Raw genomic sequence first — 25,649 nt, 5'->3', positions numbered from 1 at the left:
AAGAAAAATCTAAACGCTTTTCATTTTTAAGAGTGGACGACCATTCAATTCGTTTAGATATTCGTGATAGGAAACAAGAGTTACAAATTTCTAAAATATCATTTTGCCTTTTTACGAAAAAACAACTAGATTTTCGCACTTCTTATCCTATAAGATAGGCTATATATTATGTGCAAAATCACTGTTGATTATTTGTTGCTGCACTTGAAACCACACTATCAATTGTGAAAGCGAGAGAGCTTTTGTACTATTTCTGTAAGAGGAATTAAAAAGAAGGTGAAATGGATGAAAATGACTCGCTCTACGGACTATGCTATTCGTGTGCTAATTTATGCAGCGTCGCATCCGACTAGACTTGTACAAATTCAAGAAGTAGCAACACATTACGATATTTCTAAAAACCATCTAATGAAGATTGTCCATTCTTTAAGTAAGTTCGGTCTCATAATCTCCGTACAAGGTCGCAATGGTGGATTCAAGTTAGCGAAATCGCCAGATACGATTACATTAGGAGAAATCGTCCATTTATTCGAAGAAGTGTCTTATCTCGAAAATGTGACGGTTCCAAATAAAAATGGTAGTTTACAGAACACACGACAAGCGTTCGATCAAGCATTCACGTCCTTCACGGACGCACTTCAAGCCTATACGTTACTAGACTTAATTGCGCCACCGATCAATGATTGAAGTAAAGAGTCAGAGACAAAGGATTGCTCTCTGGCTCTTTATCCTTGTACATAATGAAAACAGACACTCATAATTAATTATGATCCGTTTATACTAAAAACTAGTATCTCTTATGTTACTATAAACAAGATTCGGATGCTATTCGAATCTTATTTTTACAACTAAAACATGTTCAATTTGTACTTGTTTATTATATTAGCTATATTGAAGGGGAATTGTACCTTCATTCTGTTCACTGTCTAGATTATAATAAGGGACTTTAATCCCATTCAGATAAAGGATTAAAGGCATCCGTCCATTGATCCATGTAAAAGGGAGGTTTTTGCAATGTCCGAAATGACCATCGGAATGTTCGTTCACTTCATTCAACGCTTAGTGCAATCCCCGCGATTCATCGTTCAACAATCCGGGGTAGACGAGAACGCCTATACTTTCGAAATCCGCGAATTGAATCTTTTAAGTGTTTCAAAGACCGAACTGCTCCGCAAAACGATTCATCTACTTCGTGAAAAGACATCAGAAGGTACACGCGAAACGTTGACGAATGAACTGGTCACTCTATCACAAAAGACTTTAATGAAGTCGGATACGATTGCTACGCTTGAAGTGAAGTCCACAATAGAAGGGTCACTGCATCTTACATTTTCGGAAGACAAAAAGATCTGGTTTTTAGGTATTTTAGACACGGAAGAGGCAATCATTCGGTTCACAGAACGTTTTCAAAGCGTCATAAATGACGATCGAGCATCTCGTTAAACAAGGCAGGTCGAACCACTAATGTGGCTCGACCTGCTTTTGTCTTATCCTGTACAGAGCATCAAGACGTTGCCGTCGGGATCTGCAAACGTAAAGTAAGCAAAGTCATCGAAACGTTCGATGTCTCGAATGATGGGTGCGTGTAGTGACCGCACAAACTGATAGGATGCATCGATGTCCGTCGTATAAAAATTAAACAAGGCATGGGGAGAAGGGTGATGTCGGTACGTTGCGTCATTCGTATGATCATCGAGCGTCAAACTCGTTGGACCCTCAAGTGGAAGATTGTAGACAGGTGACGAGACGCGCGACGCATCAAACGGCAGCTGCAGTAACTGGTGATACCAAGCGGCGGCACGTTTCACATCCTGAACATGCAAAAAGACAGCGTTCAAGCGAGGCGCAATGAGGTGGGTCGAAATTGACATCAGAATCTCCTCCTTTGATTTCATACATGTTCCTTTCGATAACAGCCTCTTAATTCCTCTAATCCCTATAAATGGAATATGGTATGATGTATCAGGAAAATCATTTACGAATTGGAAAGGAATGATGATATGGAAACCATCATTTGTACGACGTGTGGCGTCGAGCAAATCAATCCAGAGCGCGAAACGTGTCCGATTTGCTTAGAGGAACGACAGTATGTCAATCCAACTGGTCAAACGTGGACGACGCTCGCTGCCATGCAAACGTCAGGAACGTATCAAAACGTCATTAGCGACGACGGAGCAGGCGTCTATTCGATTCAGACGACACCGGCGTTCGGTATCGGTCAGACGGCATATCTTGTAAAAGGAAAATCGTTCAACCTGTTATGGGACTGCATTACATATCTTGATTCAACAACGAAAGAGCAACTTAACGAGTTAGGCGGGATTCACGCGATTGCTTTATCACATCCGCATTATTATGCGACACAAGTCGAATGGGCGGAGACTTTTGACGTACCGATCTATATTCATGAAGATGATGCGTCGTTCGTGACACGACCAAGTGAGCGCATCGTCTTCTGGAGTGGTGAACGCTTGGAGTTGGCGGAAGATTTGATGTTACATCGCGTAGGTGGTCACTTCAAAGGAGCAGTCATTTGTGAACGAAAAGACGCATCAGCGGGGCTGTTGTTGACAGGAGACATCATTCGGATCGTTGCCGATCGGGCATGGGTCAGTTTCATGTACAGCTATCCGAATGTGATTCCGCTTCCGGCAAAGACGGTCGCGCGAATGGCAGAAACGTTACGTCCGCTTCATTTTGAAAAATTATATGACGCCTTTCATCGGAAAATCGAAACCGGTGCGTCTGAAGCAGTAGCGCGCTCTGCAGAGCGGTACATTGCTGCCTTAAACGGGGACTGGTTCACGACATGAAGTCGCGCTTGATCGTCATCCGTGGGAATTCTGGTAGTGGAAAAACGACGCTTGCAAAAGCGTTACGATCGGTCTTACCGGATAGCATCTTATTCTCGCAAGATGTCATCCGCAGGGAGATGTTGAACGTAAAAGATGGACCAGGAAATCCGGCGATTCGCTGGATCGAAGAGTTGATCGGACTTGCTGACGGACGCCACGCGACGATTCTGCTGGAAGGAATTCTTGCACAGGACTGGTACGGTGAGATGATTGACCGGTTGGAACGACGCTTTACTTCACGGTACGCGGCGTATTATTTTGACGTCTCATTTGAAGAAACGGTTCGTCGCCATGAAATGCGCCAGCCCACGGAGTTTTCTGTGACGGATATGAAACGCTGGTGGATTGATCAGGATCACCGCCCGACAGATCGTCTAATTGCTGAGGATAGATCGATAGAATCCGTGATTCAAATGATAAATCAAGAGCAAAAAGGGGAGAGCGAATGACACACTACATTTTTGACATGGATGGAACGTTGTTTCAAACGAATGCCGTGCTGTCGCATGCGCTAGAAGAGGTCTTTCAAGAGTTGCGTCAAACGGGACGCTGGGAGGGGGAAACCCCACTCGCCCTCTATCAGCAGATCATGGGCGTCTCGTTACCGGAAGTCTGGCAGACGTTACTACCGGACTTTTCAGCCACAGACCAACAGGCTGCGGATCACAAGTTTCGACGTAGCTTAGAGCAGGCAGTCAAAGCGGGGCACGGTCGCTTATATCCAGGAACGGTCGAGTTGCTCGCTCGTTTGAAACAAGCGGGTCACTCCGTCTATATCGCCAGTAATGGGTGGCCATCCTACCTGTCAGCAATCGTGACGACGTATGGACTTGAAGCGTATATCGATCATGTCTATAGCATTGAAGACGTTCGTTCCGGTGATAAATCAGCACTCGTACGGGAGATTTGTAAGATGCACGATATCTCGTCAGGCTACGTTGTCGGTGACCGCTTATCTGATTTCAAAGCGGCGCATGCGAACGGGCTCGCTGCGATCGGTTGTCAGTTCGATTTTGCACAAGAGCAGGAACTCGCAGTCGCGGACCGAGTCGTAAAAGAGTTGAGTGCTGTCTACTAAAAAGAGCCGTCTTCTGTGGAAGACGGCTCTTACTTATAGCTAGCAATTATTCTGCCCACCAGAGGGCATCGTTTGGTTTCTTCGCGATTGATGCGACTTCTTTTTCACTCGATACAGTCGGATGCGATCCTTTAAGTGCTTTTCCGGCTGTATTTTTAAAGAAGAAGAAGAACGTAACGAAGCCGATGACGCTGACTGCTGTTAGATAGAAAGCAGGAGCGAGCGGATTTTGTGTCGTATGGACGAGCCACGTCGAAACGAGTGGCGTCGTTCCACCGAAGATCGAGACCGAGACGTTGAACGTCACGGATAGTGTCCGGTAACGGACATCCGTATAGAAGATACTCGGTAGAAGACTTGGCATCGTTCCTTCAAAGATCGCCAAGAAGAAGCCAAGGATGAAGATCCCGATTCCGACGAACAAGAGTGGTTTAAGACCAATCAAGAAGAACGACAGGATTGAGAGCAACGATAGTCCGGCTAACGCGAAAAGGACGATATTACGATTCCCTTTTTTATCACTGAGCTTCCCGAAGAAGTAAGCGAGCGGAATCATGATCACCATGACACCAGTAATTAGAATCGTACTTGTCGAACTTGACATGCCGATGACTTCATCGAGGTACGATGGCATGTAGGACAAGAGCATGTAGTTCGTAATATTGAAGAAGGCAACAGCGATGAAACAAACGATGATATCACGTTTGTGGTCGCGAAGAATTTCGCGGAATGTCGCAGGCTCTTCTGTGTTTTCATTAATCTCATTTTCGAAGATCGGTGATTCATCCAAGTGACGACGTAAATAGAGACCAAATAAACCGAGTGGTGCTCCAAGAATGAAGGGAATCCGCCATCCCCAAGATGCCATTTGATCATCCGATAAGGTGACGAAAAGTGTTGTAGCCAGTAATGAGGCGAGAATATATCCACCGAGTGTACCGATTTCAAGTCCACTTCCGAGGGCACTCCGTTTGTTATCTGGTGATGACTCAGCGATGTAGACCATTGCGCCGGCATATTCACCGCCAGTCGAGAATCCTTGTAAGATCCGGGCTAACAATAATAGGATCGGTGCCCAAATTCCGATTTGATCGTAGGTCGGTAATAATCCAATGATGAGCGTGGAACCAGCCATCATGACGATCGTCGTTGTTAAGACGACCTTCCGCCCGAGTCGATCTCCGATGCGTCCAAAGACGATTCCGCCGATTGGTCGCATTAAAAAAGCGATCGCAAACGTCGCAAAAGTAAAGACGAGCTTCAGTTCATCATTTTCAACAGCGCTAAAGAAGTTTTGACTGATGATGATTGCGAGATAGGAATAAAGACCAAAATCGAACCATTCCATCGCATTCCCAATTCCGGTCGCGTAGACACTCTTTTTGGTTTGCTGCATGTCAACGACATTGACTTTTTCTTTTCTGAATTTCATAAGTTCTGTTCACTCCCTTTGATAAGTTCGTATCGTACCATAGCAGGAAATGAAGTCAAGTTGCTAATGCGCTTAATCAATTGAAAACGACTGAAAACGGCTCTGTGCCGGAAGTTGTCAAACCGTTGCTACTCTAAGGACGAACAGGGGTGTGCATTTTTTATGAAAAAAATTGAAAATTTTTTGGATGTTTTCATAAATTCGAAACAATTTTCATATGTTTTCACAACTAAAAAATCAGTAATCCGCCTTTAGGATGGGGGAAGTTAAACTATTTTTTGGTAATTTTTAAAATGAGGGTGGAAAGTAAAGGAGAATGCTTATGAAGAAGAAATGGATCGCCATTGTATGTCTTTGGCTCATTGTAGTCGTCGGTGGTTGGTATGCTGGATTTCAAGAATCAAAAGTATCCGGTTTTCCGATGCCGCGATTTGCTACGGCAGTTGAAAAACAAGGCGAGTGGAAAATCAAAACCCGTCTAGTCTCTGAAACTGACGGACCGGGTTTACTCTATGGGACTCGGATTCGCCAAGCCGGTTGGAAAGAACTCGATCGTGAAGGAACGACGGCGTGGTATGAAAAAGACGGGAAAGTGATTGCCTTGACGACGTTTGATGGGGAACTGTATCTCGAAAATTCGAGTAAAGAAAAGATTCGGTTATAACACAATGAAATGAGACAACGATTGGCTTGTCTCATTACTGTAAGCACTTCAAAAGGATTGCATGGGCATCAGCTCATGCAATCCTTTTTGTTTTAATCATCTTCGGAAGAGGAGAGTTGTTTATGTGTCTTAGAATCGTAAATTTTATAGGAAATCGGAAATCGATGGTTCTTTGTTGAAATGACGCGACAGAAATAGGGCACGTCTTCTCCGTACGCTCCTAATTCCGGATAATCTTGAAAGGTAAAATCCTCATAATCTTCGGTTGAGTCGAAAATAATAGACATGGATTGTGTCTTTCCTGAGTTTTCCTCTACATAACAGTCACCTTTGATGACAGCGTAGTCCTTGAAGACGATTTGCGATAGGCTAGGGACCGTCCAGTAAAGTAGTCCAAATCCAAGTAACGTGATGAAGATGAACTGAAGTTTGTCTTTAAATGTTTCTGTCGAGTCTTTCCATGTATCAATCGTAAAGAAGATGCCACCAAAAAGTGTAATGATTCCGAGTATAAGCATTCCGTAATACAGAATGAGTTCACGATTCATTTGATTTAGCTCCGTTCTTCATAAATATAGTCCATTCGCCTGAACGACGAAATGCGAATGTTCATAATGGTATGTGATGACGGAATAGTCGAACGGACGACCGTTCGTCAAATGAAATACTGTCTCGATCGTTAATCCAGGATCGCCCTCGGTGAGATCCAGATGATGAGCCGACTCAGCGCTTAACTTCCCGACGTGCATGTACATATCCGAGAACCCAATATTCAATTGGAGTGCCGTCTCTAAGTATTCGAAGATCGACTGCTCGACGATTTCACGATTTAAGTACGGAACGATTGATTGGCGATAGTAAGACTCTTCGAGACAGAGGATCTTGCCGTCGATGTAGCGGATTCGCTTGACGTAATAAACCGTCTCACCTGCCTCGATCCCGAGATTCTTCGCGATGTTATCGGTTGCAGCGATTGGTTCGAGTGCGAGAACGGTCGACTCAATCGTATGACCGACGAGATTCTGCTTGAATCCTTGGGTCGAGAACAGGCGAATATAGCCGGTGCGATTCGTCTTCCGGACAAAAATTCCGCTTCCGCGGACTTGAAAAATGATTCCTTTTCGTTCGAGTAACTCAAGTGATTTTGTCATCGTCGTCTTACTGACGGCGAACTGCCGGATCAACTCTTCGAGAATCGGTAGTTTGTCTCCTTGTTTCAACTCATGTTGTTCTATGTACCGTTCGATTTCATCAGCCGTCTGTTGGTATTTCAGCATAGGACACCTTCTTTTCTTGCGAACTTTTTCTTTCTTTAGTATAGCATAAGCCATCTCCTGATTAATAACATGTTAAATTTAATTATTTATGTATTGATTAATTGTGCATGTACAATTAAAATGAAAGGGTATTCAAGCGTCATATTCAGGGGAGGGACACGATATGGGCAAGGTTCGCGATTATCAACAATTGGCGCATTCGATATTAGAAGCTGTCGGTGGCGAAGACAACGTCATCAGCGCCGTCCGATGTGCAACTCGACTTCGTCTTGTCTTGAAACGATCGGATTCGTCAGCCAAGGAAACAGTCAGTGCACTACCTGGCGTCATTACGGTCGTTGAGTCTGGCGGGCAGTTTCAAGTCGTCATTGGTCAACACGTTGGGGAAGTCCATCAAGAATTTGTGAAGCTCGTCGATTTGGAACAATCGGAAACGGAAGAGGCGCCGAAAGGGACGGTCCTCAACCGAATCATTGCGACGATGTCAGCCGTCTTTGCACCGTTCGTCTACATCTTAGCTGCAGCGGGGATTCTGCAGGGAACTTTGATTTTGACGACGCTCGCTTTTCCAGCATTTGCGAAGACGGGTACTTATGAAGTCTTTAGCTTCATCTCATGGGCACCGTTTACGTTCTTGCCGATCTTCATTGCTATCACGGCAGCGAATCATTTTAAGGTCAACGCCTTCATCGCGGTCGCCTGTAGTGCGGCACTTGTCAGTCCAACATGGGCAGATATCGCAGCACGCATCACTGCCGGTGAATCCATCACGTTCCTAGGAATCGCTTTATCCGGTACGACGTATACGTCATCGGTCTTACCGCCATTATTCCTCGTCTGGATTTTGTCCTATGTTGAGCGATTCCTGAACAAGACGATTCATGAAGTCATTCGTCCGTTGTTCGTTCCATTCTTCAGCATGGTGTTGATGGTGCCGCTTACGATTCTCTTGATCGGACCGATCACGACACTTGGTGCAGAAGGGATCGCAAACGGGTATAACTACTTAGCGGAGAATGCTCCTGCGGTAGCTGGTCTCATCATCGGTGGCTTCTGGCAAGTCATCGTTATCTTCGGTGTCCACTGGGGTGTCACGCCGATGGTGCTCGCAAACTTTGAGCAATATGGTCGCGACTCGTTCCAAGCCTACCAAACGATTGCCGTCATCGCCCAAATCGGTGCTGTCATCGGGGTCATCTTGAAAGCACGTAACAAAGAAACGAAAAAAGTCGGGGTCTCAGCCGGACTGACAGGCATCTTCGGTATCACGGAACCAGCCATCTATGGGGTGACGCTCCGTTTTAAAAAACCGTTCATCTATGGCTGTATCTCGGGAGCAATCGGTGCTGTCACGGCAAGTTTCTTTAAACCGTATTACTTTGCCTACGCCGGATTACCGGGACCATTGACGCTCGTCAACGGCATCGATTCCGACTATCCATCGTCGATCATCGGCTTATTGATCGGAACGGCGATTGCCTTGATTCTACCGATCGTCTTGATTCAAGTGTTCGGTTTCGGGGAGCAGGCTGCTCCGGTCGTAGCACCTGAAAGTACAGCGACACCAGTTGCAAAACAGGAAGTCAGCGCAACTCTGACAAACGAAGAGACGCTTCGCGCACCACTTGAAGGAACGATTGTTGCTTTATCAGATGTACCGGATCCTGTATTTGCTTCCGGTGCGATGGGACAAGGGGTAGCGATTCGTCCGACGAACAACCGGGTCACGGCTCCGTTTGACAGTACCGTCGTCATGGTCGCTCCGTCAGGTCACGCGATCGGATTACGCTCGACGAGTGGTGTCGAAGTTTTGATCCATGTCGGTCTTGAGACCGTGACGCTCGACGGTAAACCGTTTACGCTTCACGTCAAAGAAGGCGAATCCGTGACGACAGGCGATCTACTCGTAACGTTTGATGCGACAGCGATTGAAGCGCATGGACTCGAGACGATCACGCCAATCATTATCACGAACACTCAGAGTTATGCACAAATCCTACCGACGGACGAGACGGTCACGACGGCAAATACACAGATTTTGACGATCATCAAGTAAGAGAAAAAGAAGGAGGACATGAAGATGAAGACATTACCAAACGATTTCTTATGGGGCGGTGCGTTAGCAGCGCATCAATTCGAAGGTGGCTGGAATGCTGGTGGAAAAGGACCGAGCGTCGTTGATGTATTGACGGCAGGAGCACACGGCGTTGCACGACGTATCACGGATCAGGTAGAGGAGAATGAATTTTATCCGAATCACGAGGCGATTGATTTTTATCACCGTTATAAAGAGGACATCGCCCTGTTTGCTGAGATGGGACTAAAGTGTCTCCGGACGTCAATCGGTTGGAGTCGGATTTTCCCAAACGGAGACGAAGCGGAACCGAACGAAGAAGGACTGAAGTTTTATGATGACGTCTTCGACGAATTACTGAAATACGACATCGAGCCGATCATCACGTTGTCGCATTTTGAGATGCCACTCCATCTTGCGCGTGAATATGGCGGTTTCCGCAACCGGAAAGTAGCGCTGTTCTTCGAAAAATTCGCGGAAGTCTGTTTCACGCGTTACAAAGACAAGGTCAAGTACTGGATGACATTCAATGAAATCAACAACAAGATGGATGTCAGCAATCCATTATTCCTCTGGACGAATTCCGGTGTCCTCCTTGATCCGGAAGAGAACGCGATGGAAGTCATGTATCAAACGGGTCACCACGAGTTGCTCGCGAGTGCACTTGCCGTCGCGAAAGGGAAAGCGATCAACCCGGACTTCGAAATCGGAGCAATGGTCTCACACGTACCGATCTATCCGTACTCATCGCATCCGGAAGATATTCTGCTCGCTGAGACATCGATGCGTCAGCGCTACTTCTTCCCAGACGTCCAAGTCCGCGGCTACTATCCGTCTTATGCGTTGAATGAGTTCAAACGGGAAGGGTATGATATTCCGATTCTAGACGGTGACGCAGAAATCTTGCGAAACGGAACGGTCGACTATCTTGGATTCAGTTACTACATGTCGACGACCGTCAAACATGATGCTGTCGTCAATAACACGGGCAACATCGTCAACGGTGGTCTCGCAAACGGCGTTGAGAACCCATACATCCAGTCGAGTGATTGGGGTTGGGCAATTGATCCGGTTGGTCTCCGATATGCGATGAATCGTCTATACGACCGCTATCAGATTCCATTGTTCATCGTCGAAAACGGCTTTGGTGCAATCGATACGATCGAGGATGGTCAGATTCATGACACGGCGCGAATTGATTACTTGCGTGCGCATATCGAAGCATTCAAAGCAGCTGTACTCGAAGATGGTGTCGAGTTGATTGGTTACACGCCGTGGGGCGTCATCGACATCGTCTCCTTTACGACAGGGGAGATGAAAAAACGCTACGGCATGATCTACGTCGATCGGGATAACGAAGGTCACGGATCGATGGAACGGATGAAAAAGGATTCGTTCGATTGGTATCGTCACGTCATCGAGACAAATGGTGCTGCGTTACACGGTTCAGAGACGGCAAAATGATGAAGTAAGGGGTAACGGAAAAAATCCGTTGCCCCTTTTTTAAAAGAATTAGAATGAAAAAGAAGTGGGGTATGGCACACTAAGGAAAAAACGGGGGACCGGTAAATGATCAAGAAACGCTATGCCGATCGACGTGACTGGCGTCGCATCACACAACGACACTATGTTCATGAACAGGTAGACAGCGAAGTGTTCGTAGGACATGTGACACTCCTTCAACTCATTGAAGTCGCTTCACCGTTAGACGTCCGTTATGGTGACGAAACGATTCGAATCGCTGACGCTGGTTACGTCTGGGTACAACAATTCCCAAGCGATGCCCATCATGCCGTGACCTCGATGTTTGACGCCGCAGGTCAGTTGGTACAAACCTATATCGATATCTGTCTTCGTACCGGAGTGGAGGACGGACGTATCTACTGGGAGGATTTGTTTCTCGATCTGATCTCCTTGCCATCGGGACAAGTTTTGTTAATCGACACGGACGAACTAGAAGCAGCACGAGATCAAGGGGATGTCTCACAAGCGGAATATGCGCTCGCTTGGGCAGAAGCGAAGCGACTGCAAAAACAACTACAAGATGGATCTTTTCCGCTCGTCGCACACGCAGAAGTGATGAAACAGCAACTTAAACAGGGAACACCGCGTTGACGGGGTTCCCTGTTTTTTAGGCGTGTCGCTCTGCTTTAACTTCGTTCGTCGTAAAGTACCGTTGCTTGCGCGGGAGGAGAATCAATCCGAGAAAACAGATTGTCACGATCACGAGGAGGCAGGCAAATAGAATCGTACTGAAGCGAATCGACCAGATATCACCGAGCAGACCGATGCCGACGATCGCTAGAATCTGTAGCAGACTGACACCGACTCCGTAAAGACTCGTAAAGCGTCCCATTAAGTGTAGTGGAATATTCGTTTGTTGGAACGTTAGGAAACCGGTCCCCGCAAATGCGTGGAAACAACCGAGCAACAAGAAACCGATACAGACGATTGAAAACGAATTCGCACTTGCATACAGCATGTAACCGGCAGCGACAAATACATAGCCAATCGTCAGCATCATCCGAACGGAGAGGGTTTTAGCGTAGCGAGCGACGACCCAGCTGCCGGAGACGGAACCAATCCCAGTCAGACTCATCAGTAAACCATAGTCGGTTTCCGATAACCCGATGCTTCGCTGTAAAAAGATGACTTCTTGTGTATCAAGCGCAAGTGTCGCGATCATCATCAGCATCGCGAGGATATACAATCCGGTCACGTAGCGTGCACTTTTGCTGAACTGATAGACAAGCCGCCAATCGGATATAATGTCTTGCAGCCGCATCCCTCGTTCGACCGCAGCAGTAAAACGCGGCAAGCGCATCAGCAGGACAGCTGATCCGAAAAACGAGACAGCGTTGAGCCAAATGGCAACGTCAGCAGAAGCAACATAGAGCAGTCCTCCAGCGAGAGCAGGCCCGATCAAAAAGGCACCAGACGTGATCAGACTACGATAGGCATTGAACGACGCCCGATCGTTTTGAGGAACAAGCGTCGTGATGTAGGTCAACGTTGCCGGTTCAACGACCGCTTTGATGATGGCTAAGGCGATCAAGTCGATGTAAAGCAACGATAGTGGTAGAAATGGCATGATACCGATTAAGAAAGCACGCAACAAATCAGTCTGAATCAATAGTCGACGTAAGTCGGATCGGTCGACCCAACTTCCCGCGAACGACTTGATGACGAGAGAGACGACCGGACTGATGATCCAAAGCGCAGCAACGGCTGACGCAGAGCCGGTCAAGCGATAGATGTATACGTTGATCGCAACGAGATAAATGAAGTCACCAAACTGTGAAATACCGAGCGCACTTAAGAGGATTCGTTCCCGAGAAGACATGACAGCATCCTTTCTTACATCATTTTCCAATAGTATACCAGAAAATTCAGATAACGTTTTCGTATATCTCTATACTTTTTATGGAAGAGTGGGTATACTTGGAAAAAATCAAAGGAAGAAGGGTTCAATCATGTTAACGACCATCGATTTATATCAAGCTTTGCCTGTACTTGAAACGGAACGACTTCGTTTGCGACCGGTTCGCACAGAAGATGCAGCAGATATCTATGCCTACACGAAAGATGAAGAGACGGCGCGTTATGTCAGCTGGCATGCGCATAAAAGCCTCACGGATTCTGAACAATTCGTCGATCACATCCTTCGTCAATACGAACAAGGGAATCCGGCACCTTGGGCGATTGAAGACAAAACGAACGGACGAGTCATCGGAACGATTGATTTCATCAAAGTCTCGTTTGAGCAACAGCAAGCAGAACTCGGTTATGCGCTGTCGCGCGAGTACTGGGGGAAAGGTTTGATGCCGGAAGCGGCAGCGCGTCTCGTGCAGTACGGCTTTGAGACACTCGGACTCGAGCGCATGCAAGCCCGTTGTTTTGTTGGGAATGATGGATCTGCTCGTGTCATGGAAAAGATCGGTATGACGTTCGAAGGGATCTCGCGGAGTGCTTTATTCGTTAAAGAGCGTTTCTGGGACTTAAAAATTTACGCGATCACGCGTAGCGATTACGAAGGGAAGTAAGCGATGGGTTCACGACTAATGCATGCCTACATCGGACAACGATTGATTACGTTACTTCCGGAACTAGACCCTGCTCGATTCCTTATAGGTACGATCGCTCCTGATGCACGCCACGACGAGAAGGAGCAAGCCCACTATTATACGGGTGAATTAGCGAGCGGAACACGAGCGATTGACTACGAAGCGTTTTGGAGAGACTCGGCGTCTTGGAATCCATCTTTTCGAAGTGGCTATTACGTCCATCTGATAGCGGATGATATTTGGTTACGCGGTTTTTATATGGGGTGGTTACGGCAAGCGATCATAGCTGACGCCTCGATTGGTTCAAGGTATCATGATGACTTCAGGCGGTACAATACACGCATTGCTCCGTTCGTGAACTGGAATGAACAAGCGATCAACGGAGCGCTTCATGAAGTGAGTGTGCAGTCGAGATGGAAAGCACTTCCGCATTTCATTAGAGAGGTAGAGGAGGATCGACGAACCGTTCTGCTACAAGAATATGATATCTTGTTGCCGTGTCAATTGGATGGATATATCGAAACAGCGATTGAACGTTCCTTCCATCACTTAGGTGAAAAAGGGCTAAAGATTGTTCCGACCAAAGAATCATCTCCGAATCATTGAAATGACCCATTTGACGATCCCGAATAAGATGTAGCAGCATCCGTTCAGCAGACCAATCCACATCAGGTTAATCAGACTTTCTAAACCTTCAAACCAATCCATGACTGGTGTAACGAATAAAGCGAATACAAAAAGTACCATGACGGTCCAACTGACGGTTGGAATCAGGAAGAGAATTGTTAAGCCGGCGACTACAGCTGGTACGATTCGTTTATAGATAAGATAGATTGCTGCCACGTTCAACGATAAAATATAGATTACAAACGCAATTAAAAATAATTGCGACATAAAATCACCTCCGAATAACAATAAGACGAAGAACGCATCCCTTTAGATTAGGATGCGTTTTTCTATGTTTATTGTAAGATGTCTTGAAAATAATCGTATGCATACGGTTGAACAAAAAGAAAATCGATTTTTAAATTTTAATTCAAAGCAAAACACTCGGAATAAGTTTAGAACTATGTTATATTGGAAATAAGAAAAGTAAGGAAGTAAGGAATACAAGAAAAACACAGAAAGAAGGAAGTTCGTGATGGAGCTATCAAAGTTAACGTCAAAAGGACAGATCACCATCCCCAAAAAAATTCGGCAGGCCTTGCAAGTGGAGGAAGGAGATCGCGTGGCATTCATTGAGGAGGACGGGTTTGTCATCATGGCGAAAGCGGATTTGAAACAGCTGCATGACCTTCAAGATATATTGAGCGATGAGACGTTCAAGACGCTCATCCACAAAGCGAATCATCATTTGTAAAAAATAAAAAGGAGGAAATAACAGATGGATATGCGCGAAGTAGATTTACCAGGAATCGGACGGAAGTTCGAAGGCATCACGACACGAGGAGATAAGGTGGTCGTCATCGTCCATGACGACGGACGACGCGAAATGCATCATTATGATGACGATGATTTTGATGAGAGCATCTCGAGCGTGACGTTCAATGATGCAGAAGCTCGTCAGATGGCAGGGATTCTCGGAGGATTATCTTATAAGCCAAAGGATCTTGAAAAAATTGAACTCGCGTTTGATGATCTCGTCATCGAGTGGTTCAAAGTCGGTCAGGATTCAAAGGTCAACAATCGAACGATTGGGGAACTCGATGTCCGTAACCAATATGACATCTCGATCATTGCAGTGCTTAAACATGACCGTTCGAAATCGTTAAATCCTGGACCAGAAACGCGCCTTGAAGCGGGAGATACGATTGTCCTGTCAGGAGAACGTCAAAACGTCCGTCACATCACGAAAGCATTATTCTCAATCGAAGGAGGCGGATAATATATGGATCATCTCATATTTGAAGTCGGTACCGCGCTTATCTTAGTGGCGATCGCGGCAGTGCTCGCGAACAGACTCAATTTCTCAATCATCCCGTTTCTGATTATTCTCGGGATGATTGTTGGACCGCACGCTCCGACAATCGGGATACTAGACTTCAAGTTCATTGAAAGTGCTGAGTTCATCAGTTTCCTCGGACGAATTGGCGTCCTATTCCTCTTGTTCTATCTCGGACTCGAGTTCTCGGTCGGTAAGTTGATTCGGTCTGGAAAATCGATTGTCACGAGCGGAACGATCTATTTATCGATTAACTTTACCGGTGGTATCTTATACGGGTTCATCGCTGGATTCCCACTCTATGAAGTACTCGTCATCGCCGGGATCATTACGATCTCTTCGAGTGCGATCGTTGCAAAAGTCCTCGTTGACCTCCGCCGGACCGGTAATACGGAGACGGAGCTGATTCTTGGAATCATCATGTTCGAGGATATCTTCCTCGCCGTCTACTTGTCGGTCTTATCGGGACTGCTTCTCGGAGGTGGGACGACATTACTCGCATCCCTCACATCGATCTTGATCGCCCTCGGGTACATGTTGCTGTTCTTCATCGTCGCTCGGAAGGCAACACCGCTTTTGAATAAGATGCTAAAGATCGCCTCGGATGAAGTCTTCATCATCGTCGTCTTTGCTGCCTTGTTCTTCATCGCCGGATTCTCGGAAACAATTCATGTTGCGGAAGCGATCGGGGCGTTGTTACTCGGTCTCGTCTTCTCGGAAACCGATCAAGGCGAGCGGATTGAACATCTCGTCGTCCCATTCCGTGATTTCTTCGGTGCGATCTTCTTCTTCAGTTTCGGATTGAGCATCGATCCGACGATGTTACTTGACGCCGTCTGGCTCGCACTCGGTGCCGTCGTCATCACGATCATCGGGAACTACGTGGCCGGTATGATTGCGGGGCGTAAAGCAGGCTTGTCACACAAAGCATCCTCGAACATCGGCTTGACGATTGTCTCGCGTGGGGAATTCTCGATCATCGTCGCGAATCTCGGAATCGCTGGTGGGTTGATGGACATCTTGTCACCATTCTCAGCCTTGTACGTCTTGATTCTCGCCATCCTCGGACCGTTGATGACGAAGGAATCAAAACGGATTTACAACGTCATGAATAAAATCTTTAAGTGGACGGAACCAAAAGAGAAAAAAACGAAGAAAAATGCCTGACTGATATAAACGAACAACCGGTTCGCTTTCCCGAACCGGTTGTTGTTGTTTAAGTCAAGACTTCATACGTCGCCATCAGGAATTGTCCCGAATGGCGACTCGCTATTAAACGAAGATTCGTTTCATTCGTCCCTTCCGGAAACAGTGGGATACCTGTTCCGAGAATGACAGGGGCGATTGCCAGTTCAATCGAGCGGATGCGTTTTAAACGCAACGCTTCTTGAATCAATTCGCCACCACCGACAAGCCAGACGTTACCTTCGATCGTTGGCGTGATCCGGTCAAGCAGTTGATCAAGCGGTTCATCCGTATAGGTGACCGTCTCAGACGTTCGTTGCGTCCGACTATAGATATAACTCGGAATATCTGCGTAAGGGTATGTCTCGCTGAGTTGCAGGACCTCATCATATGTTTTTCGTCCCATGATGACGGCACCGACTTGATCATAGAACGCTTGATAACCATTATCCCCGTCTCCGGCAACGGCAAATAACCAATCAAGTGAACCGTCGAGTCTAGCAATTTTCCCGTCAAGACTACAAGCGATATAAAGAACGGTCGTAGGTTGTGACATCCATAATTCCTCCTTTTGCATCGTGTGACTTCATCTTAGCGTATAATGACGACAAAAGATGTCGTTATTTGAGGAGGAAATGTATGAATACGAGACAATGGCGTTTAGTCCGCTTGTTAAACCGGGGGGAACACTTCTCTGCACGGATGCTTGCGGAAGAATGTCAGGTGTCGATCCGGACGATTCAACGGGACATGACGGTACTTGAAGCAAATGGTTATCCGATCTACAGCGAACCAGGCGTAGCGGGGGGGTACCGGATGCTGCCGCACCGGAACATGCCGCCACTCGTCTTGACGGATGAAGAGACGATTGTCTTATTCATCCTTCTGGAATGGGTCGGACAGATTCCCGATTTTCCATTCGGTACGATTCGACAGGAAGTCGCTGAACGCTATGCGAACGAGTTACCGAAAATGACGGAGCAACAGATTGTAAAATGGAAAGACCGCTTTCGCTTTCAAACGGTCGACACACCACCGTCGCCGCAAAATCCAGCGTTACTCGACTTGTTAGAGAGCGGACGGATGGGGAATATTCTGTATGAGACGACAAAAGGACAACGCATGATCGTCGTAGATCCGATTGGTTTATCGTTCGAACAGAATCGCTGGTACTTCTATGGACAGACGAATCGAGGGTATCGCCAGTTCCGTGTTGATCGGATCAAAGACGTGACGCTTCATGAGTTGCCAGCAACCGAGTTAACCTTTTCAGATTTGGAACAAGACATGACACGTGTACCGATGACGACGGTGAAACTGGAAGTATCACCATTAGGCGAACGGTTGCTAGAGGGGATTTTACCGATTCAGTCGGAACGAACATGGTTGGTTCCGGAAACCGAACTGCCGTATCTCGGACGCCAATTGATGCGGCTCGGTCCGGAAGTGCGAGTCCTTGAACCACTCGAACTCCGGGAGCAGTTGATTCGTCAAGCAGCAGAAATGATTGCTGTGCAACGGTCCGATAAGGCGCTCGGACAGGATTGATTAAAAAACTATGTTAGGATATAGGTAGAAAGAAACAATAGAGGAAGGGGTCTTCCATGGAAACACTATCATTGATTTTATTGATGCTTGCGCTTATTTTATTGACGCAAGTCATCGGACATTACATCCGTTTCATCCCAACGGCTTTGATTCAAATCATTGCCGGAACCGTCGCCGCTCTCCTGATGAGTGGTTTGACGATCGAGGTCGAATCCGAGTGGTTCCTCCTCTTATTCATCGCACCGTTACTTTACAACGATAGTTCTCACTTCCCACGAGAAGATTTATGGCGGATGCGGACAGCGATCTTCGGGAACGCGATCATTCTCGTCTTGTTGACGACGATCGTCGGAGGATACTTCATCAACTGGTTGATTCCAGTTATTCCAGTCGCTGCTGCCTTTGCTTTAGCTGCGATTTTATCGCCGACCGATCCGATTGCCGTCAACGGGATTGCGAAACGTGTCCAGATTCCAGAACAGATTCTGACGCTCGTCCGTGGAGAATCGCTGATCAATGACGCATCGGGACTCGTTGCGTTCAGTTATGCGGTCGCTGCTGTCGTCACAGGGTATTTCTCGCTTCAAAGCGCAACGACTGAGTTCTTCTACATGTTCATCGTCGGAGCATTGATCGGATTGACGATTTCACTCGCGATGAACTTTCTCAAGGTTCGCTTGCGTCGCGCCGGCATTGAAGATGTTGTCTTTTATGCCTTATTGCAAATTTTAACGCCATTCATCATCTTCTTCATCGCCGAAGAAGGGTTTCACGCGTCAGGCGTCATCGCCGTCGTGACAGGTGGTATCTTGCATGCCTTGATCAAAGAACGGACGGAAACGTTCTTTGCACAAGAGCAGACGTTGACGGATAACATCTGGACGATGATTGCGTATACGTTAAACGGGATTATCTTCTTATTGCTCGGTTTGACGTTGCCGGAAGCGACACGCGAGATTTTTGCAGATGATGCGATCAACAACTGGCGTCTCATGCTATATGTCATCGAAATCGGTTCATTCATTCTCGCGATCCGTCTCGTCTGGACGATGTTCTTCAATTGGTTCGATCATCGGTTCTTTAAAAAAGAGGACCGCGATCATCGTCGACCGTCCTTCAAACAAGATTTAATCACGACACTGGTCGGGGTTCGCGGAACGATCACGATGGTCGGGGTCTTGTCATTACCGTTCTTGACGGAGTCCGGCGAAGCCTTCCCGGAACGCTCATTGATCATCTTCCTTGCAGCGGGAGTCATCATCTATACACTCGTTCTCGCAACGATTCTCTTACCGGTCTTGAACCGGGGAGAAGCGGCTACACCGATCGCACTCGACCTGAATGCCCAAAAACAACGGATGATTCGCCGTGCAATCTCAGAAATCAAACAAGTGACGGACGAAGACAATGCGGTCGTTGCGTTTGATCTCCTTAATGAGTATCATGTCATGCTTCGGTTGCTTCGGGCACAGGAAAAAAGTCAGGAAGAGCTCGATCAATTCAATGATCAATTGAAAGCACTGCGACTGGAAGCCGTCCAGTGGGAAAAGGAAGAATCAAAACGTTTCGTCGCTGAGCACAAGGTGCCGGATCTGTTGAAGAAGGATGTCTTCCGCTCGATCGAAAACCGTCGTAAGGCGATCGGCAAGGATTCGCGTTTCCAAATCGTCCAACCGATTCGAAAATTGTGGTGGAAGCGGAAACGATCGAACATGTCATCTGACGCGTTGATTCAAATGACACAAGTCGAGCATGAACTGTATGAAAAGGTAATGGGCACAGTGATCGAACGTCTCGAGAATTGCCGCTCATCGTACCCACCAGACGTCGTTCAAAGTGTGCTGGAATTCTATAAACGACTTCGCTTCAAACATACGCGTTGGTCGTCACCAATCGGTGGCAAGGACGTCGATCAGCAAAAAGAAGAACTTTGCTTGAAAGCGATCGAAGTTCAGCGTCTTGAAATCGCGAATATGTCGAAAGAAGGGGATCTCTCGAACGAAGAGGAGAAGGAATTACGTCGCTTCATTCACTACATCGAGAGTGTCGTTCTCTACGAATACGTCGAATAACAACGAGACTGTTCGTTTGTCACATATTTAAAAGGAGCACGTTTTCTCTGAAAAAGAGAATCGTGCTCCTTTTGTGCGTCTTGATTTAAATCATGTATAGCGTCTTTTGGACTGCGTAGCGTTGATGGTCGTGAAATAGATGTTCGATTGCTTCAACCGGGTCGATCCATCGTAAGGCATGATCATCCTCAATCGGATCTTGTACTTTCTGCCCAGCATCACAACGATAGAACTGCCCTTCGTTCAAATAATATGCCGTTTCGTTTTGTGAATAGAAATGTTGATTGGCTCGTCCGATGAAATCACCGATTTCGATGTCCATCCCCGTTTCTTCTAGTACCTCTCTTTTAAGACAGTCTTCATACGTCTCATAGGTCTCGATACCGCCACCTGGAAGAAACAACTTACCGTCCTTTTTTTGAATGACGGCAATTTTACCTGTTTGAGAGTCGCGCATGACCGCATAAACAGCAGGTCTTGTTATGTAGTGTTGGTTCTGTTCTTGTTGCCCGAAGGTGATGACATCCATTCTTAAATCACTCCTTTTCGTATAATCATTTGAATTCAATCATACCTTACAAAATAGTATGTAAGCATGCCAAACAAAAACCCCTCATTTCACTCAAGAAATGAGGGGTGACCTATGGGTAAAGATCGTTTGTTTCAAACGAAATGTTTAATTGATTAACCGAGCGACAAGTATTTGACTTCGAGATAATCTTCGATGCCGTAGACGCCACCTTCACGGCCAAGACCACTCTCTTTATAGCCACCAAATGGAGCTTGTGCAGCAGATGGTGCGCCATCGTTCAGACCGACAATCCCGTATTCGAGTCGTTTTCCGAGCATCAATGCTTCATCGATGCGTTCAGAGAACGCGTAAGCTGCAAGTCCGTATGGTGTGTTGTTCGCCCGTTCGATGACTTCATCGAGTGTCTCAAAGACAGAGATCGGTGCGAGCGGACCAAACGTTTCTTCCTGCATGCAGAGCATGTCTTCTGTGACATTTGCAAGCACGGTTGGAGTGACGAAGTAGCCGACAGATTCGTCAATCGTACCACCAGTCAGGATCGTTGCCCCTTTTGCGACAGCGTCATCGATGTGTGCTTTGACTTTTGCGACGGCTTTCGCATTGATTAATGGACCAACTGTCGAGTCGGCGTCCATCCCGTTACCGACTTGCAGTTGTTTGACGGCAGCTGTGAATTTTTCCGTAAACTCATTAAGGACAGATGCTTGCACGTAGAAGCGGTTCGTCGCGACACACGCTTGACCACCGTTTCGGAATTTCGAGCGCATCGCGCCTTCGACAGCTTTGTCGAGATCCGCATTTTCCGTGACGATGAAGGGTGCATGTCCACCGAGTTCAAGTGACAATTTTTTCATCGTATCAGCTGCTTGACGCATGATCAATTTCCCGACGGCTGTTGAACCTGTGAACGTGATTTTCCGGACGCGAGAATCCGCTTGCCAGACGCCACTGATTGTTGCTGCGTCACCTGTTAGGACGTTGATGACCCCTTTAGGGATACCTGCTTCTTCTGCTAGTTCAACGAGGCGAAGTGCCGTAAACGGTGTCTCTTCTGATGGTTTAAGGACGATTGTACAACCTGCTGCAAGAGCCGGTGCGAGTTTGCGTGTGATCATTGCTGCTGGGAAGTTCCATGGTGTGATCGCTGCGACGACACCGACCGGTTCTTTTTCGACGAAGAGTCGTTTCCCTGGAACAGAAGCCGGAATCGTTTCACCGTAAATCCGACGTGCTTCTTCAGCGTACCAACGGACGTATTGATTGCCGTAATCGACTTCGCCAAGTGCTTCGACGTACGGTTTCCCTTGTTCCGTCGTCATGATGCGGGCGAGTTCCTCGCGGTTTTCGTTGATCAAGCGATACCAGGCGTCGACTAAATTCGCGCGTGTGTCTGCTGTTTCATTTGACCACTTAACGAATGCTTCGCTCGCTGCGTCAACGGAACGTTGTGCGTCTTCCGCTGAACTTGCTGGAACATGTCCGAGCAATGCTTTCGTTGCTGGGTCGTAGACCGGAATCGTTTCTGTCGTATCGTACCATTCACCATTAATTAAGTTCTTTTCAATCATCTTGTTGCACCTCCGTGAATTTCATTACGTCCTTTATTAAACACCTCAAGACGAGTGAGCGGAAGTTCCGCTTTGGATGGACAGTCATAACGAAACGGAATGACTCAAAAAAGTAGTTAATCGACTGAACAATCGGGAACAGTTAGAATAGAGGGGAATGAAAACGTCAAAATTGATGAAGGAGTCTAAAAACATGAGACGGAACTGGATCATTGGCGGTGTGGCGCTGAGTCTGCTACTAAGTGGATGTGGGGAAAGCGAAGTCAGCGAGAAAAAGTCGGAAAAAACACGAGAGACACAGCAAAAAAGACAAGCTTCGCAACAGGCATACATAGAAAAGACGATACAGCGTGCTGATCGTTACGCTGCCCAGTACGATTATGACCGGGCGATCAAAGTGTTGAAACCCGTCCGCGCAAAAGAGACGAAACAGAGGGAAGAGGAATACGAACAGAAAAAGCAGGCGCTCCTGCCTGTGACGAAACCTGTACCGCATCTCTTCTTCCATTCATTGATTGCTGATCCAAACCAAGCATTTGATGGCGACCGGAAGGAAGCAGGGTACGATGATTACATGGTGACGCAACAGGAATTCGAACGGATCTTGGATGCGTTGTATAAAAACGATTACGTGCTCGTCCGACCAACAGACCTAGCAAAAGAGGTGAACGGGAAGATCGTCGAGACACCCGTCCGTTTACCAAAAGGAAAGCAACCGCTCGTGTTGTCGCAGGACGACGTCAATTATTACGAATACATGGAAGGCGACGGATTTGCGAAGAATTTAAAAGTGAAGGATGGCAAAATTGTCAACGCGATGATTGGAAAGCCGGATGGTGCTTATGATCTCGTACCGATTGTCGATGCGTTCGTCCAGTCTCATCCTGACTTTTCCTATAAAGGAGCAAAAGGGTTGCTCGGTATCACAGGCTATAACGGAGTGCTCGGGTATCGTTCCTCCTACAATCAATACGGTCATAATGAAAAGGTCGAAACGGCACGAAAACAAGCGAAGCAGACCGCCGTCGCGTTAAACAAGGACGGCTGGCAGTTCGCGAGTCATACGTATGGACATATTTGGGTCGGAAAAGAGTCAGTTCCTACGATCCGCGCGGATCTTAAACGTTACAAACAGGACGTAGAACCATTGATCGGAAAAACAACGCAACTGATTTATCCATATGGCAGTGACGTCGGGGATTGGCATGAGTATTCGGGTGAGAAATATCGTTTGCTCATCGATAGCGGTTTCCGTTATTTCTTCAATGTCGATGCGAGTCAACATGCGTGGAAGCAAGTTGGACCCGACTACTTCCGCCAAGCTCGAATCAACGTTGATGGGATTCGTTTACGTCAAGCCGTTGCCGGAAATACGAGCATACTCGATCCATTCTTTGATGCGAAAGAAGTCTTTGATCCAGCACGACCGGAACGGAAGTGACATGGTCCTTCGATTGATCAACTAGCTAGTAGTGAGAGGAGAGCTTTTCCTCTTTGACGGTAACGTTCTAGGTGATTGCTCAATTCCTCGTTTGAAACGATAGAATCAGATAAAAGATTAAATGTTTGTCGAACGAAATGAAAATTGAAACAACCCGAAAGCCAGAGTAACGATTTAAGTCGAACAAAATCATCGTGATCAAAAATATTCATGTCATAGTTTTCTAAAATCGTTTGCGCTAGTTCAGGGGACACGCTAAAAGAATGAATCCCTTCATTACGTGCGTACCATTTAAGGATCCATGCGAGGTCTTGTATACGATCAGAGTAACCGATATGCTCATGATCAACGATTCCGACGATATGATTGTTCTTCCATAATATATTTAGTGCATTGAGGTCTGTTGATAAAACAGGTAGCACATCGTTCTTCAATCTGCGTTGTGCCTGATAGATATGGAACTGGACGAGATCGAGATAGTTACCTAACCTTTGTTGGTCTATTGAGGTGATGACAGTATCCACCTTTGATAGATCATGATGCCATTTTTGGTAGGCGACGGTATGGTCAACGACCGGAAAAGAAAATTGCGAATCGACCGGTATATCATGTAGTTGCCTGAGCAACGCACCCATTTTTGACGCTGATGATTTAGTTTGTGCAGTAATATGTGTGCCGTCTATCCAATCAAAGAGGATACAGCGCCATGCTTGACCAGCATCATCCTGAATCATTGAAAATGTATTTGAGTCAGTTGTCGGTTGAACGCGTTTCATGAAGGGGAGTCCGTGTGCACGTATCCTATCAGTTGCGTATAATTGCTGATTCAAATCAGATGCAGAGGCAAGTTCTGTCTCAGAACTATATCGATCATCCGCAAGAAGGCGTAAAGAATAAGCGTTACTATTACAGATTATTCGATAATGTTTGTCACCATGAATTCCGAAAGTCGATAAAGAGATTGAATGATCTAGAGCAGAATCATATGAAATCCCAAATCGTGATAAAGCGAGCGAAATCAATTGATTATCTTCAGGACACATAGTTTACACTCCTCTAACGGTATAGGTCAAAACGGTAGTGGTTGCGTCCCGTCCTGATCCGTAAAGTGATAGGTCTTCGCGAGATCGGCAACGAAGACGGCTTGTCCAGAATAAGGGCTAACATCGTCATCCGCCATCAGCGCTGTAACGGCTCGTCCGATATAGGTCGTCGATTCAGTCGCGGCACTCGCGAAACCGGCATCGACGACTCGTTCCGTCCGCATGAAACCGGGGCAGAGCGCGATAACGGAGATGGTCGTCTGAGCTAACTCCTGCGCCATGACGTGTGTCATTCGATTAATCGTTTGCATCGCTAAATCATAATAGAGGTTTCCTGACACCTGATCTGGAGTGAATGACGTCAGATTGATGACGAGCGCAGCTGGACTCTGTTGCAGTAATGGCATCGCGGCTCGAATCGTCCACAAGTACGCTTTTGGACCGGCAGACATCATCGCGTCCCAATGTTCCGGTGGTCGCTCCCAAAACCGTCGTCCGGTTCCAGACGGTAAGTGGCTTTCCGAACCACCGAACACACAATTGACGAGGAGGTCAATTCGACCATGGCGGTGCTGGATCTGCTGAATCAGACGATCGATATCGTCAAGACTCGTATGGTCACAAACGATCGGGATGCCGAGTCCGCCGCGTGCCGTGACACCAGCAGCCGTCTCTTCGATCGTTTCGCTTCGATGATCCGTCGTCTGTTCATTCGTACTTCGTCCCGTGACGTAAACGATCATTCCGGCGTCACCTAAGGCATAGGCGATGCCACGTCCGGCGCCACGCGAGCCACCAGCGACGAGTGCAATCCGTTTTGACATGATGAAGCTCCTTTCAGATACGATAAGATGGATGGACAGATGCGCATCCG

28 protein-coding genes are annotated in these 25,649 nt (G+C 46.9%); 17 read left to right on the top strand and 11 right to left on the bottom strand.

Features of this window, described 5'->3' with window-relative positions; translation table 11 throughout:
• Positions 1-285: 285 nt before the first annotated feature.
• Complete coding sequence (locus EXW93_RS08950) at positions 286-687, top strand: RrF2 family transcriptional regulator (RefSeq protein WP_035397050.1); 402 nt, start codon at positions 286-288, stop codon at positions 685-687.
• Positions 688-1,014: 327 nt separating this feature from the next.
• Positions 1,015-1,443, top strand: a complete 429-nt coding sequence (locus tag EXW93_RS08945; RefSeq protein ID WP_035397052.1) for a hypothetical protein — start codon at positions 1,015-1,017, stop codon at positions 1,441-1,443.
• A gap of 44 nt (positions 1,444-1,487) precedes the next feature.
• Here the strand turns inward: EXW93_RS08945 and EXW93_RS08940 are convergent, their stop codons facing one another.
• A complete protein-coding gene (locus EXW93_RS08940; RefSeq protein ID WP_231681718.1) occupies positions 1,488-1,871 on the bottom strand; it encodes a VOC family protein in 384 nt (127 codons plus the stop codon).
• 129 nt (positions 1,872-2,000) lie between these two features.
• Here EXW93_RS08940 and EXW93_RS08935 point away from each other — a divergent pair, with 129 nt between their 5' ends.
• From EXW93_RS08935 to EXW93_RS08925, 3 genes are read left to right on the top strand one after another with little or no spacing between them, the layout of a single operon-like run.
• Positions 2,001-2,813 (top strand): MBL fold metallo-hydrolase, encoded by an 813-nt coding sequence (locus EXW93_RS08935; protein ID WP_035397054.1) that lies wholly within the window; start codon positions 2,001-2,003, stop codon positions 2,811-2,813.
• Positions 2,810-3,304 carry an AAA family ATPase gene (locus tag EXW93_RS08930; protein WP_035397056.1) on the top strand — a complete coding sequence of 165 codons (495 nt, stop codon included), beginning with the start codon at positions 2,810-2,812 and terminating at the stop codon, positions 3,302-3,304. Before EXW93_RS08935 ends, EXW93_RS08930 begins: the two co-directional genes overlap by 4 nt.
• Entirely contained in the window at positions 3,301-3,933 is a 633-nt protein-coding gene (locus tag EXW93_RS08925) for an HAD hydrolase-like protein (protein ID WP_174316381.1), read from the top strand. Before EXW93_RS08930 ends, EXW93_RS08925 begins: the two co-directional genes overlap by 4 nt.
• Before the next feature lie 46 nt (positions 3,934-3,979).
• Here EXW93_RS08925 and EXW93_RS08920 read toward each other — a convergent pair whose 3' ends face one another.
• A complete protein-coding gene (locus EXW93_RS08920; protein ID WP_050677231.1) occupies positions 3,980-5,365 on the bottom strand; it encodes an MFS transporter in 1,386 nt (461 codons plus the stop codon).
• A 322-nt stretch (positions 5,366-5,687) separates the two neighbouring features.
• Between EXW93_RS08920 and EXW93_RS08915 the strand changes: the two genes are divergently transcribed.
• Positions 5,688-6,029: a hypothetical protein gene (locus EXW93_RS08915; RefSeq protein WP_174316380.1), complete on the top strand. Its 342-nt coding sequence runs from the start codon at positions 5,688-5,690 to the stop codon at positions 6,027-6,029.
• A 92-nt stretch (positions 6,030-6,121) separates the two neighbouring features.
• Here the strand turns inward: EXW93_RS08915 and EXW93_RS08910 are convergent, their stop codons facing one another.
• Entirely contained in the window at positions 6,122-6,577 is a 456-nt protein-coding gene (locus EXW93_RS08910) for a hypothetical protein (RefSeq protein ID WP_023468494.1), read from the bottom strand.
• A gap of 18 nt (positions 6,578-6,595) precedes the next feature.
• Positions 6,596-7,306, bottom strand: coding sequence for a GntR family transcriptional regulator (locus EXW93_RS08905; protein ID WP_035397060.1), 711 nt, complete (start codon positions 7,304-7,306; stop codon positions 6,596-6,598).
• Between the two features lie 163 nt (positions 7,307-7,469).
• Here EXW93_RS08905 and EXW93_RS08900 point away from each other — a divergent pair, with 163 nt between their 5' ends.
• The 3 genes from EXW93_RS08900 to EXW93_RS08890 all read left to right on the top strand — a co-directional run bounded on the left by EXW93_RS08900 (position 7,470) and on the right by EXW93_RS08890 (position 11,495).
• Positions 7,470-9,362 (top strand): beta-glucoside-specific PTS transporter subunit IIABC, encoded by a 1,893-nt coding sequence (locus tag EXW93_RS08900; RefSeq protein WP_174316379.1) that lies wholly within the window; start codon positions 7,470-7,472, stop codon positions 9,360-9,362.
• Between the two features lie 24 nt (positions 9,363-9,386).
• Positions 9,387-10,844: a 6-phospho-beta-glucosidase BglA gene (gene bglA / locus EXW93_RS08895; protein WP_035397067.1), complete on the top strand. Its 1,458-nt coding sequence runs from the start codon at positions 9,387-9,389 to the stop codon at positions 10,842-10,844.
• Positions 10,845-10,949: 105 nt separating this feature from the next.
• Complete coding sequence (locus EXW93_RS08890) at positions 10,950-11,495, top strand: ribonuclease FAU-1 family protein (protein ID WP_052017113.1); 546 nt, start codon at positions 10,950-10,952, stop codon at positions 11,493-11,495.
• 16 nt (positions 11,496-11,511) lie between these two features.
• On the opposite strand, the gene EXW93_RS08885 is transcribed toward EXW93_RS08890, so the two are convergent.
• Positions 11,512-12,723, bottom strand: a complete 1,212-nt coding sequence (locus tag EXW93_RS08885) for an MFS transporter (protein WP_174316378.1) — start codon at positions 12,721-12,723, stop codon at positions 11,512-11,514.
• 130 nt (positions 12,724-12,853) lie between these two features.
• Between EXW93_RS08885 and EXW93_RS08880 the strand changes: the two genes are divergently transcribed.
• Positions 12,854-13,423 carry a GNAT family N-acetyltransferase gene (locus tag EXW93_RS08880; RefSeq protein WP_035397071.1) on the top strand — a complete coding sequence of 190 codons (570 nt, stop codon included), beginning with the start codon at positions 12,854-12,856 and terminating at the stop codon, positions 13,421-13,423.
• Positions 13,424-13,426: 3 nt separating this feature from the next.
• A complete protein-coding gene (locus EXW93_RS08875) occupies positions 13,427-14,050 on the top strand; it encodes a hypothetical protein (protein WP_174316377.1) in 624 nt (207 codons plus the stop codon).
• Here the strand turns inward: EXW93_RS08875 and EXW93_RS08870 are convergent.
• Positions 14,033-14,338, bottom strand: a complete 306-nt coding sequence (locus EXW93_RS08870) for a hypothetical protein (protein ID WP_035397073.1) — start codon at positions 14,336-14,338, stop codon at positions 14,033-14,035. The genes EXW93_RS08875 and EXW93_RS08870 overlap by 18 nt on opposite strands.
• Before the next feature lie 247 nt (positions 14,339-14,585).
• Between EXW93_RS08870 and EXW93_RS08865 the strand changes: the two genes are divergently transcribed.
• The 3 genes from EXW93_RS08865 to EXW93_RS08855 are packed head-to-tail and all read left to right on the top strand — an operon-like array spanning position 14,586 to position 16,553.
• Complete coding sequence (locus EXW93_RS08865; RefSeq protein WP_023468485.1) at positions 14,586-14,804, top strand: AbrB/MazE/SpoVT family DNA-binding domain-containing protein; 219 nt, start codon at positions 14,586-14,588, stop codon at positions 14,802-14,804.
• 24 nt (positions 14,805-14,828) lie between these two features.
• The gene (locus tag EXW93_RS08860) at positions 14,829-15,329 is read left to right on the top strand and encodes a cation:proton antiporter regulatory subunit (RefSeq protein WP_023468484.1); all 501 of its coding nucleotides are present in this window, start codon (positions 14,829-14,831) and stop codon (positions 15,327-15,329) included.
• 3 nt (positions 15,330-15,332) lie between these two features.
• On the top strand, positions 15,333-16,553 hold the full coding sequence (locus tag EXW93_RS08855; RefSeq protein WP_174316376.1) for a cation:proton antiporter: 1,221 nt from the start codon (positions 15,333-15,335) through the stop codon (positions 16,551-16,553).
• Positions 16,554-16,602: 49 nt separating this feature from the next.
• On the opposite strand, the gene EXW93_RS08850 is transcribed toward EXW93_RS08855, so the two are convergent.
• Positions 16,603-17,127: a dihydrofolate reductase family protein gene (locus EXW93_RS08850; RefSeq protein WP_174316375.1), complete on the bottom strand. Its 525-nt coding sequence runs from the start codon at positions 17,125-17,127 to the stop codon at positions 16,603-16,605.
• 83 nt (positions 17,128-17,210) lie between these two features.
• On the opposite strand from EXW93_RS08850, the gene EXW93_RS08845 reads away from it, so the two are divergent.
• On the top strand, positions 17,211-18,119 hold the full coding sequence (locus EXW93_RS08845) for a helix-turn-helix transcriptional regulator (RefSeq protein WP_055968356.1): 909 nt from the start codon (positions 17,211-17,213) through the stop codon (positions 18,117-18,119).
• 56 nt (positions 18,120-18,175) lie between these two features.
• Positions 18,176-20,191: a Na+/H+ antiporter gene (locus EXW93_RS08840; RefSeq protein ID WP_023468480.1), complete on the top strand. Its 2,016-nt coding sequence runs from the start codon at positions 18,176-18,178 to the stop codon at positions 20,189-20,191.
• Positions 20,192-20,276: 85 nt separating this feature from the next.
• On the opposite strand, the gene EXW93_RS08835 is transcribed toward EXW93_RS08840, so the two are convergent.
• Both EXW93_RS08835 and EXW93_RS08830 read right to left on the bottom strand, forming a co-directional pair.
• Complete coding sequence (locus EXW93_RS08835) at positions 20,277-20,720, bottom strand: NUDIX hydrolase (RefSeq protein WP_023468479.1); 444 nt, start codon at positions 20,718-20,720, stop codon at positions 20,277-20,279.
• Positions 20,721-20,875: 155 nt separating this feature from the next.
• Positions 20,876-22,291 carry an NAD-dependent succinate-semialdehyde dehydrogenase gene (locus tag EXW93_RS08830; protein WP_023468478.1) on the bottom strand — a complete coding sequence of 472 codons (1,416 nt, stop codon included), beginning with the start codon at positions 22,289-22,291 and terminating at the stop codon, positions 20,876-20,878.
• Between the two features lie 193 nt (positions 22,292-22,484).
• Here EXW93_RS08830 and EXW93_RS08825 point away from each other — a divergent pair, with 193 nt between their 5' ends.
• Entirely contained in the window at positions 22,485-23,732 is a 1,248-nt protein-coding gene (locus EXW93_RS08825; RefSeq protein WP_235515894.1) for a polysaccharide deacetylase family protein, read from the top strand.
• Between the two features lie 17 nt (positions 23,733-23,749).
• On the opposite strand, the gene EXW93_RS08820 is transcribed toward EXW93_RS08825, so the two are convergent.
• Together EXW93_RS08820 and EXW93_RS08815 are read right to left on the bottom strand one after the other, a co-directional pair.
• The gene (locus EXW93_RS08820) at positions 23,750-24,775 is read right to left on the bottom strand and encodes a phosphotransferase (RefSeq protein WP_174316374.1); all 1,026 of its coding nucleotides are present in this window, start codon (positions 24,773-24,775) and stop codon (positions 23,750-23,752) included.
• Positions 24,776-24,801: 26 nt separating this feature from the next.
• Positions 24,802-25,599 (bottom strand): SDR family NAD(P)-dependent oxidoreductase, encoded by a 798-nt coding sequence (locus EXW93_RS08815; protein WP_174316373.1) that lies wholly within the window; start codon positions 25,597-25,599, stop codon positions 24,802-24,804.
• Positions 25,600-25,649 lie beyond the last annotated feature (50 nt).

Origin of the sequence: Exiguobacterium sp. JMULE1, from assembly GCF_013337175.1 — a bacterium.
GTDB lineage: Bacteria > Bacillota > Bacilli > Exiguobacteriales > Exiguobacteriaceae > Exiguobacterium_A > Exiguobacterium_A indicum.
The sequence above is the reverse complement of the archived record's forward strand: the minus strand, read 5'-3'. Positions and strand labels throughout refer to the sequence as shown.

Bases quoted from the DNA above. Each gene is read 5' to 3' on its own strand.
- EXW93_RS08865 (WP_023468485.1), top strand. From the start codon at position 14,586: ATGGAGCTATCAAAGTTAACGTCAAAAGGACAGATCACCATCCCCAAA.
- EXW93_RS08905 (WP_035397060.1), bottom strand. From the start codon at position 7,306: ATGCTGAAATACCAACAGACGGCTGATGAAATCGAACGGTACATAGAA.
- EXW93_RS08820 (WP_174316374.1), bottom strand. From the start codon at position 24,775: ATGTGTCCTGAAGATAATCAATTGATTTCGCTCGCTTTATCACGATTT.
- EXW93_RS08830 (WP_023468478.1), bottom strand. From the start codon at position 22,291: ATGATTGAAAAGAACTTAATTAATGGTGAATGGTACGATACGACAGAA.
- EXW93_RS08885 (WP_174316378.1), bottom strand. From the start codon at position 12,723: ATGTCTTCTCGGGAACGAATCCTCTTAAGTGCGCTCGGTATTTCACAG.
- EXW93_RS08855 (WP_174316376.1), top strand. From the start codon at position 15,333: ATGGATCATCTCATATTTGAAGTCGGTACCGCGCTTATCTTAGTGGCG.
- EXW93_RS08840 (WP_023468480.1), top strand. From the start codon at position 18,176: ATGGAAACACTATCATTGATTTTATTGATGCTTGCGCTTATTTTATTG.
- EXW93_RS08900 (WP_174316379.1), top strand. From the start codon at position 7,470: ATGGGCAAGGTTCGCGATTATCAACAATTGGCGCATTCGATATTAGAA.
- EXW93_RS08890 (WP_052017113.1), top strand. From the start codon at position 10,950: ATGATCAAGAAACGCTATGCCGATCGACGTGACTGGCGTCGCATCACA.
- EXW93_RS08930 (WP_035397056.1), top strand. From the start codon at position 2,810: ATGAAGTCGCGCTTGATCGTCATCCGTGGGAATTCTGGTAGTGGAAAA.
- EXW93_RS08910 (WP_023468494.1), bottom strand. From the start codon at position 6,577: ATGAATCGTGAACTCATTCTGTATTACGGAATGCTTATACTCGGAATC.
- bglA (WP_035397067.1), top strand. From the start codon at position 9,387: ATGAAGACATTACCAAACGATTTCTTATGGGGCGGTGCGTTAGCAGCG.
- EXW93_RS08945 (WP_035397052.1), top strand. From the start codon at position 1,015: ATGTCCGAAATGACCATCGGAATGTTCGTTCACTTCATTCAACGCTTA.
- EXW93_RS08935 (WP_035397054.1), top strand. From the start codon at position 2,001: ATGGAAACCATCATTTGTACGACGTGTGGCGTCGAGCAAATCAATCCA.
- EXW93_RS08915 (WP_174316380.1), top strand. From the start codon at position 5,688: ATGAAGAAGAAATGGATCGCCATTGTATGTCTTTGGCTCATTGTAGTC.
- EXW93_RS08860 (WP_023468484.1), top strand. From the start codon at position 14,829: ATGGATATGCGCGAAGTAGATTTACCAGGAATCGGACGGAAGTTCGAA.
- EXW93_RS08875 (WP_174316377.1), top strand. From the start codon at position 13,427: ATGGGTTCACGACTAATGCATGCCTACATCGGACAACGATTGATTACG.
- EXW93_RS08835 (WP_023468479.1), bottom strand. From the start codon at position 20,720: ATGGATGTCATCACCTTCGGGCAACAAGAACAGAACCAACACTACATA.
- EXW93_RS08925 (WP_174316381.1), top strand. From the start codon at position 3,301: ATGACACACTACATTTTTGACATGGATGGAACGTTGTTTCAAACGAAT.
- EXW93_RS08870 (WP_035397073.1), bottom strand. From the start codon at position 14,338: ATGTCGCAATTATTTTTAATTGCGTTTGTAATCTATATTTTATCGTTG.
- EXW93_RS08845 (WP_055968356.1), top strand. From the start codon at position 17,211: ATGAATACGAGACAATGGCGTTTAGTCCGCTTGTTAAACCGGGGGGAA.
- EXW93_RS08850 (WP_174316375.1), bottom strand. From the start codon at position 17,127: ATGTCACAACCTACGACCGTTCTTTATATCGCTTGTAGTCTTGACGGG.
- EXW93_RS08880 (WP_035397071.1), top strand. From the start codon at position 12,854: ATGTTAACGACCATCGATTTATATCAAGCTTTGCCTGTACTTGAAACG.
- EXW93_RS08815 (WP_174316373.1), bottom strand. From the start codon at position 25,599: ATGTCAAAACGGATTGCACTCGTCGCTGGTGGCTCGCGTGGCGCCGGA.
- EXW93_RS08950 (WP_035397050.1), top strand. From the start codon at position 286: ATGAAAATGACTCGCTCTACGGACTATGCTATTCGTGTGCTAATTTAT.
- EXW93_RS08940 (WP_231681718.1), bottom strand. From the start codon at position 1,871: ATGTCAATTTCGACCCACCTCATTGCGCCTCGCTTGAACGCTGTCTTT.
- EXW93_RS08920 (WP_050677231.1), bottom strand. From the start codon at position 5,365: ATGAAATTCAGAAAAGAAAAAGTCAATGTCGTTGACATGCAGCAAACC.
- EXW93_RS08825 (WP_235515894.1), top strand. From the start codon at position 22,485: ATGAGACGGAACTGGATCATTGGCGGTGTGGCGCTGAGTCTGCTACTA.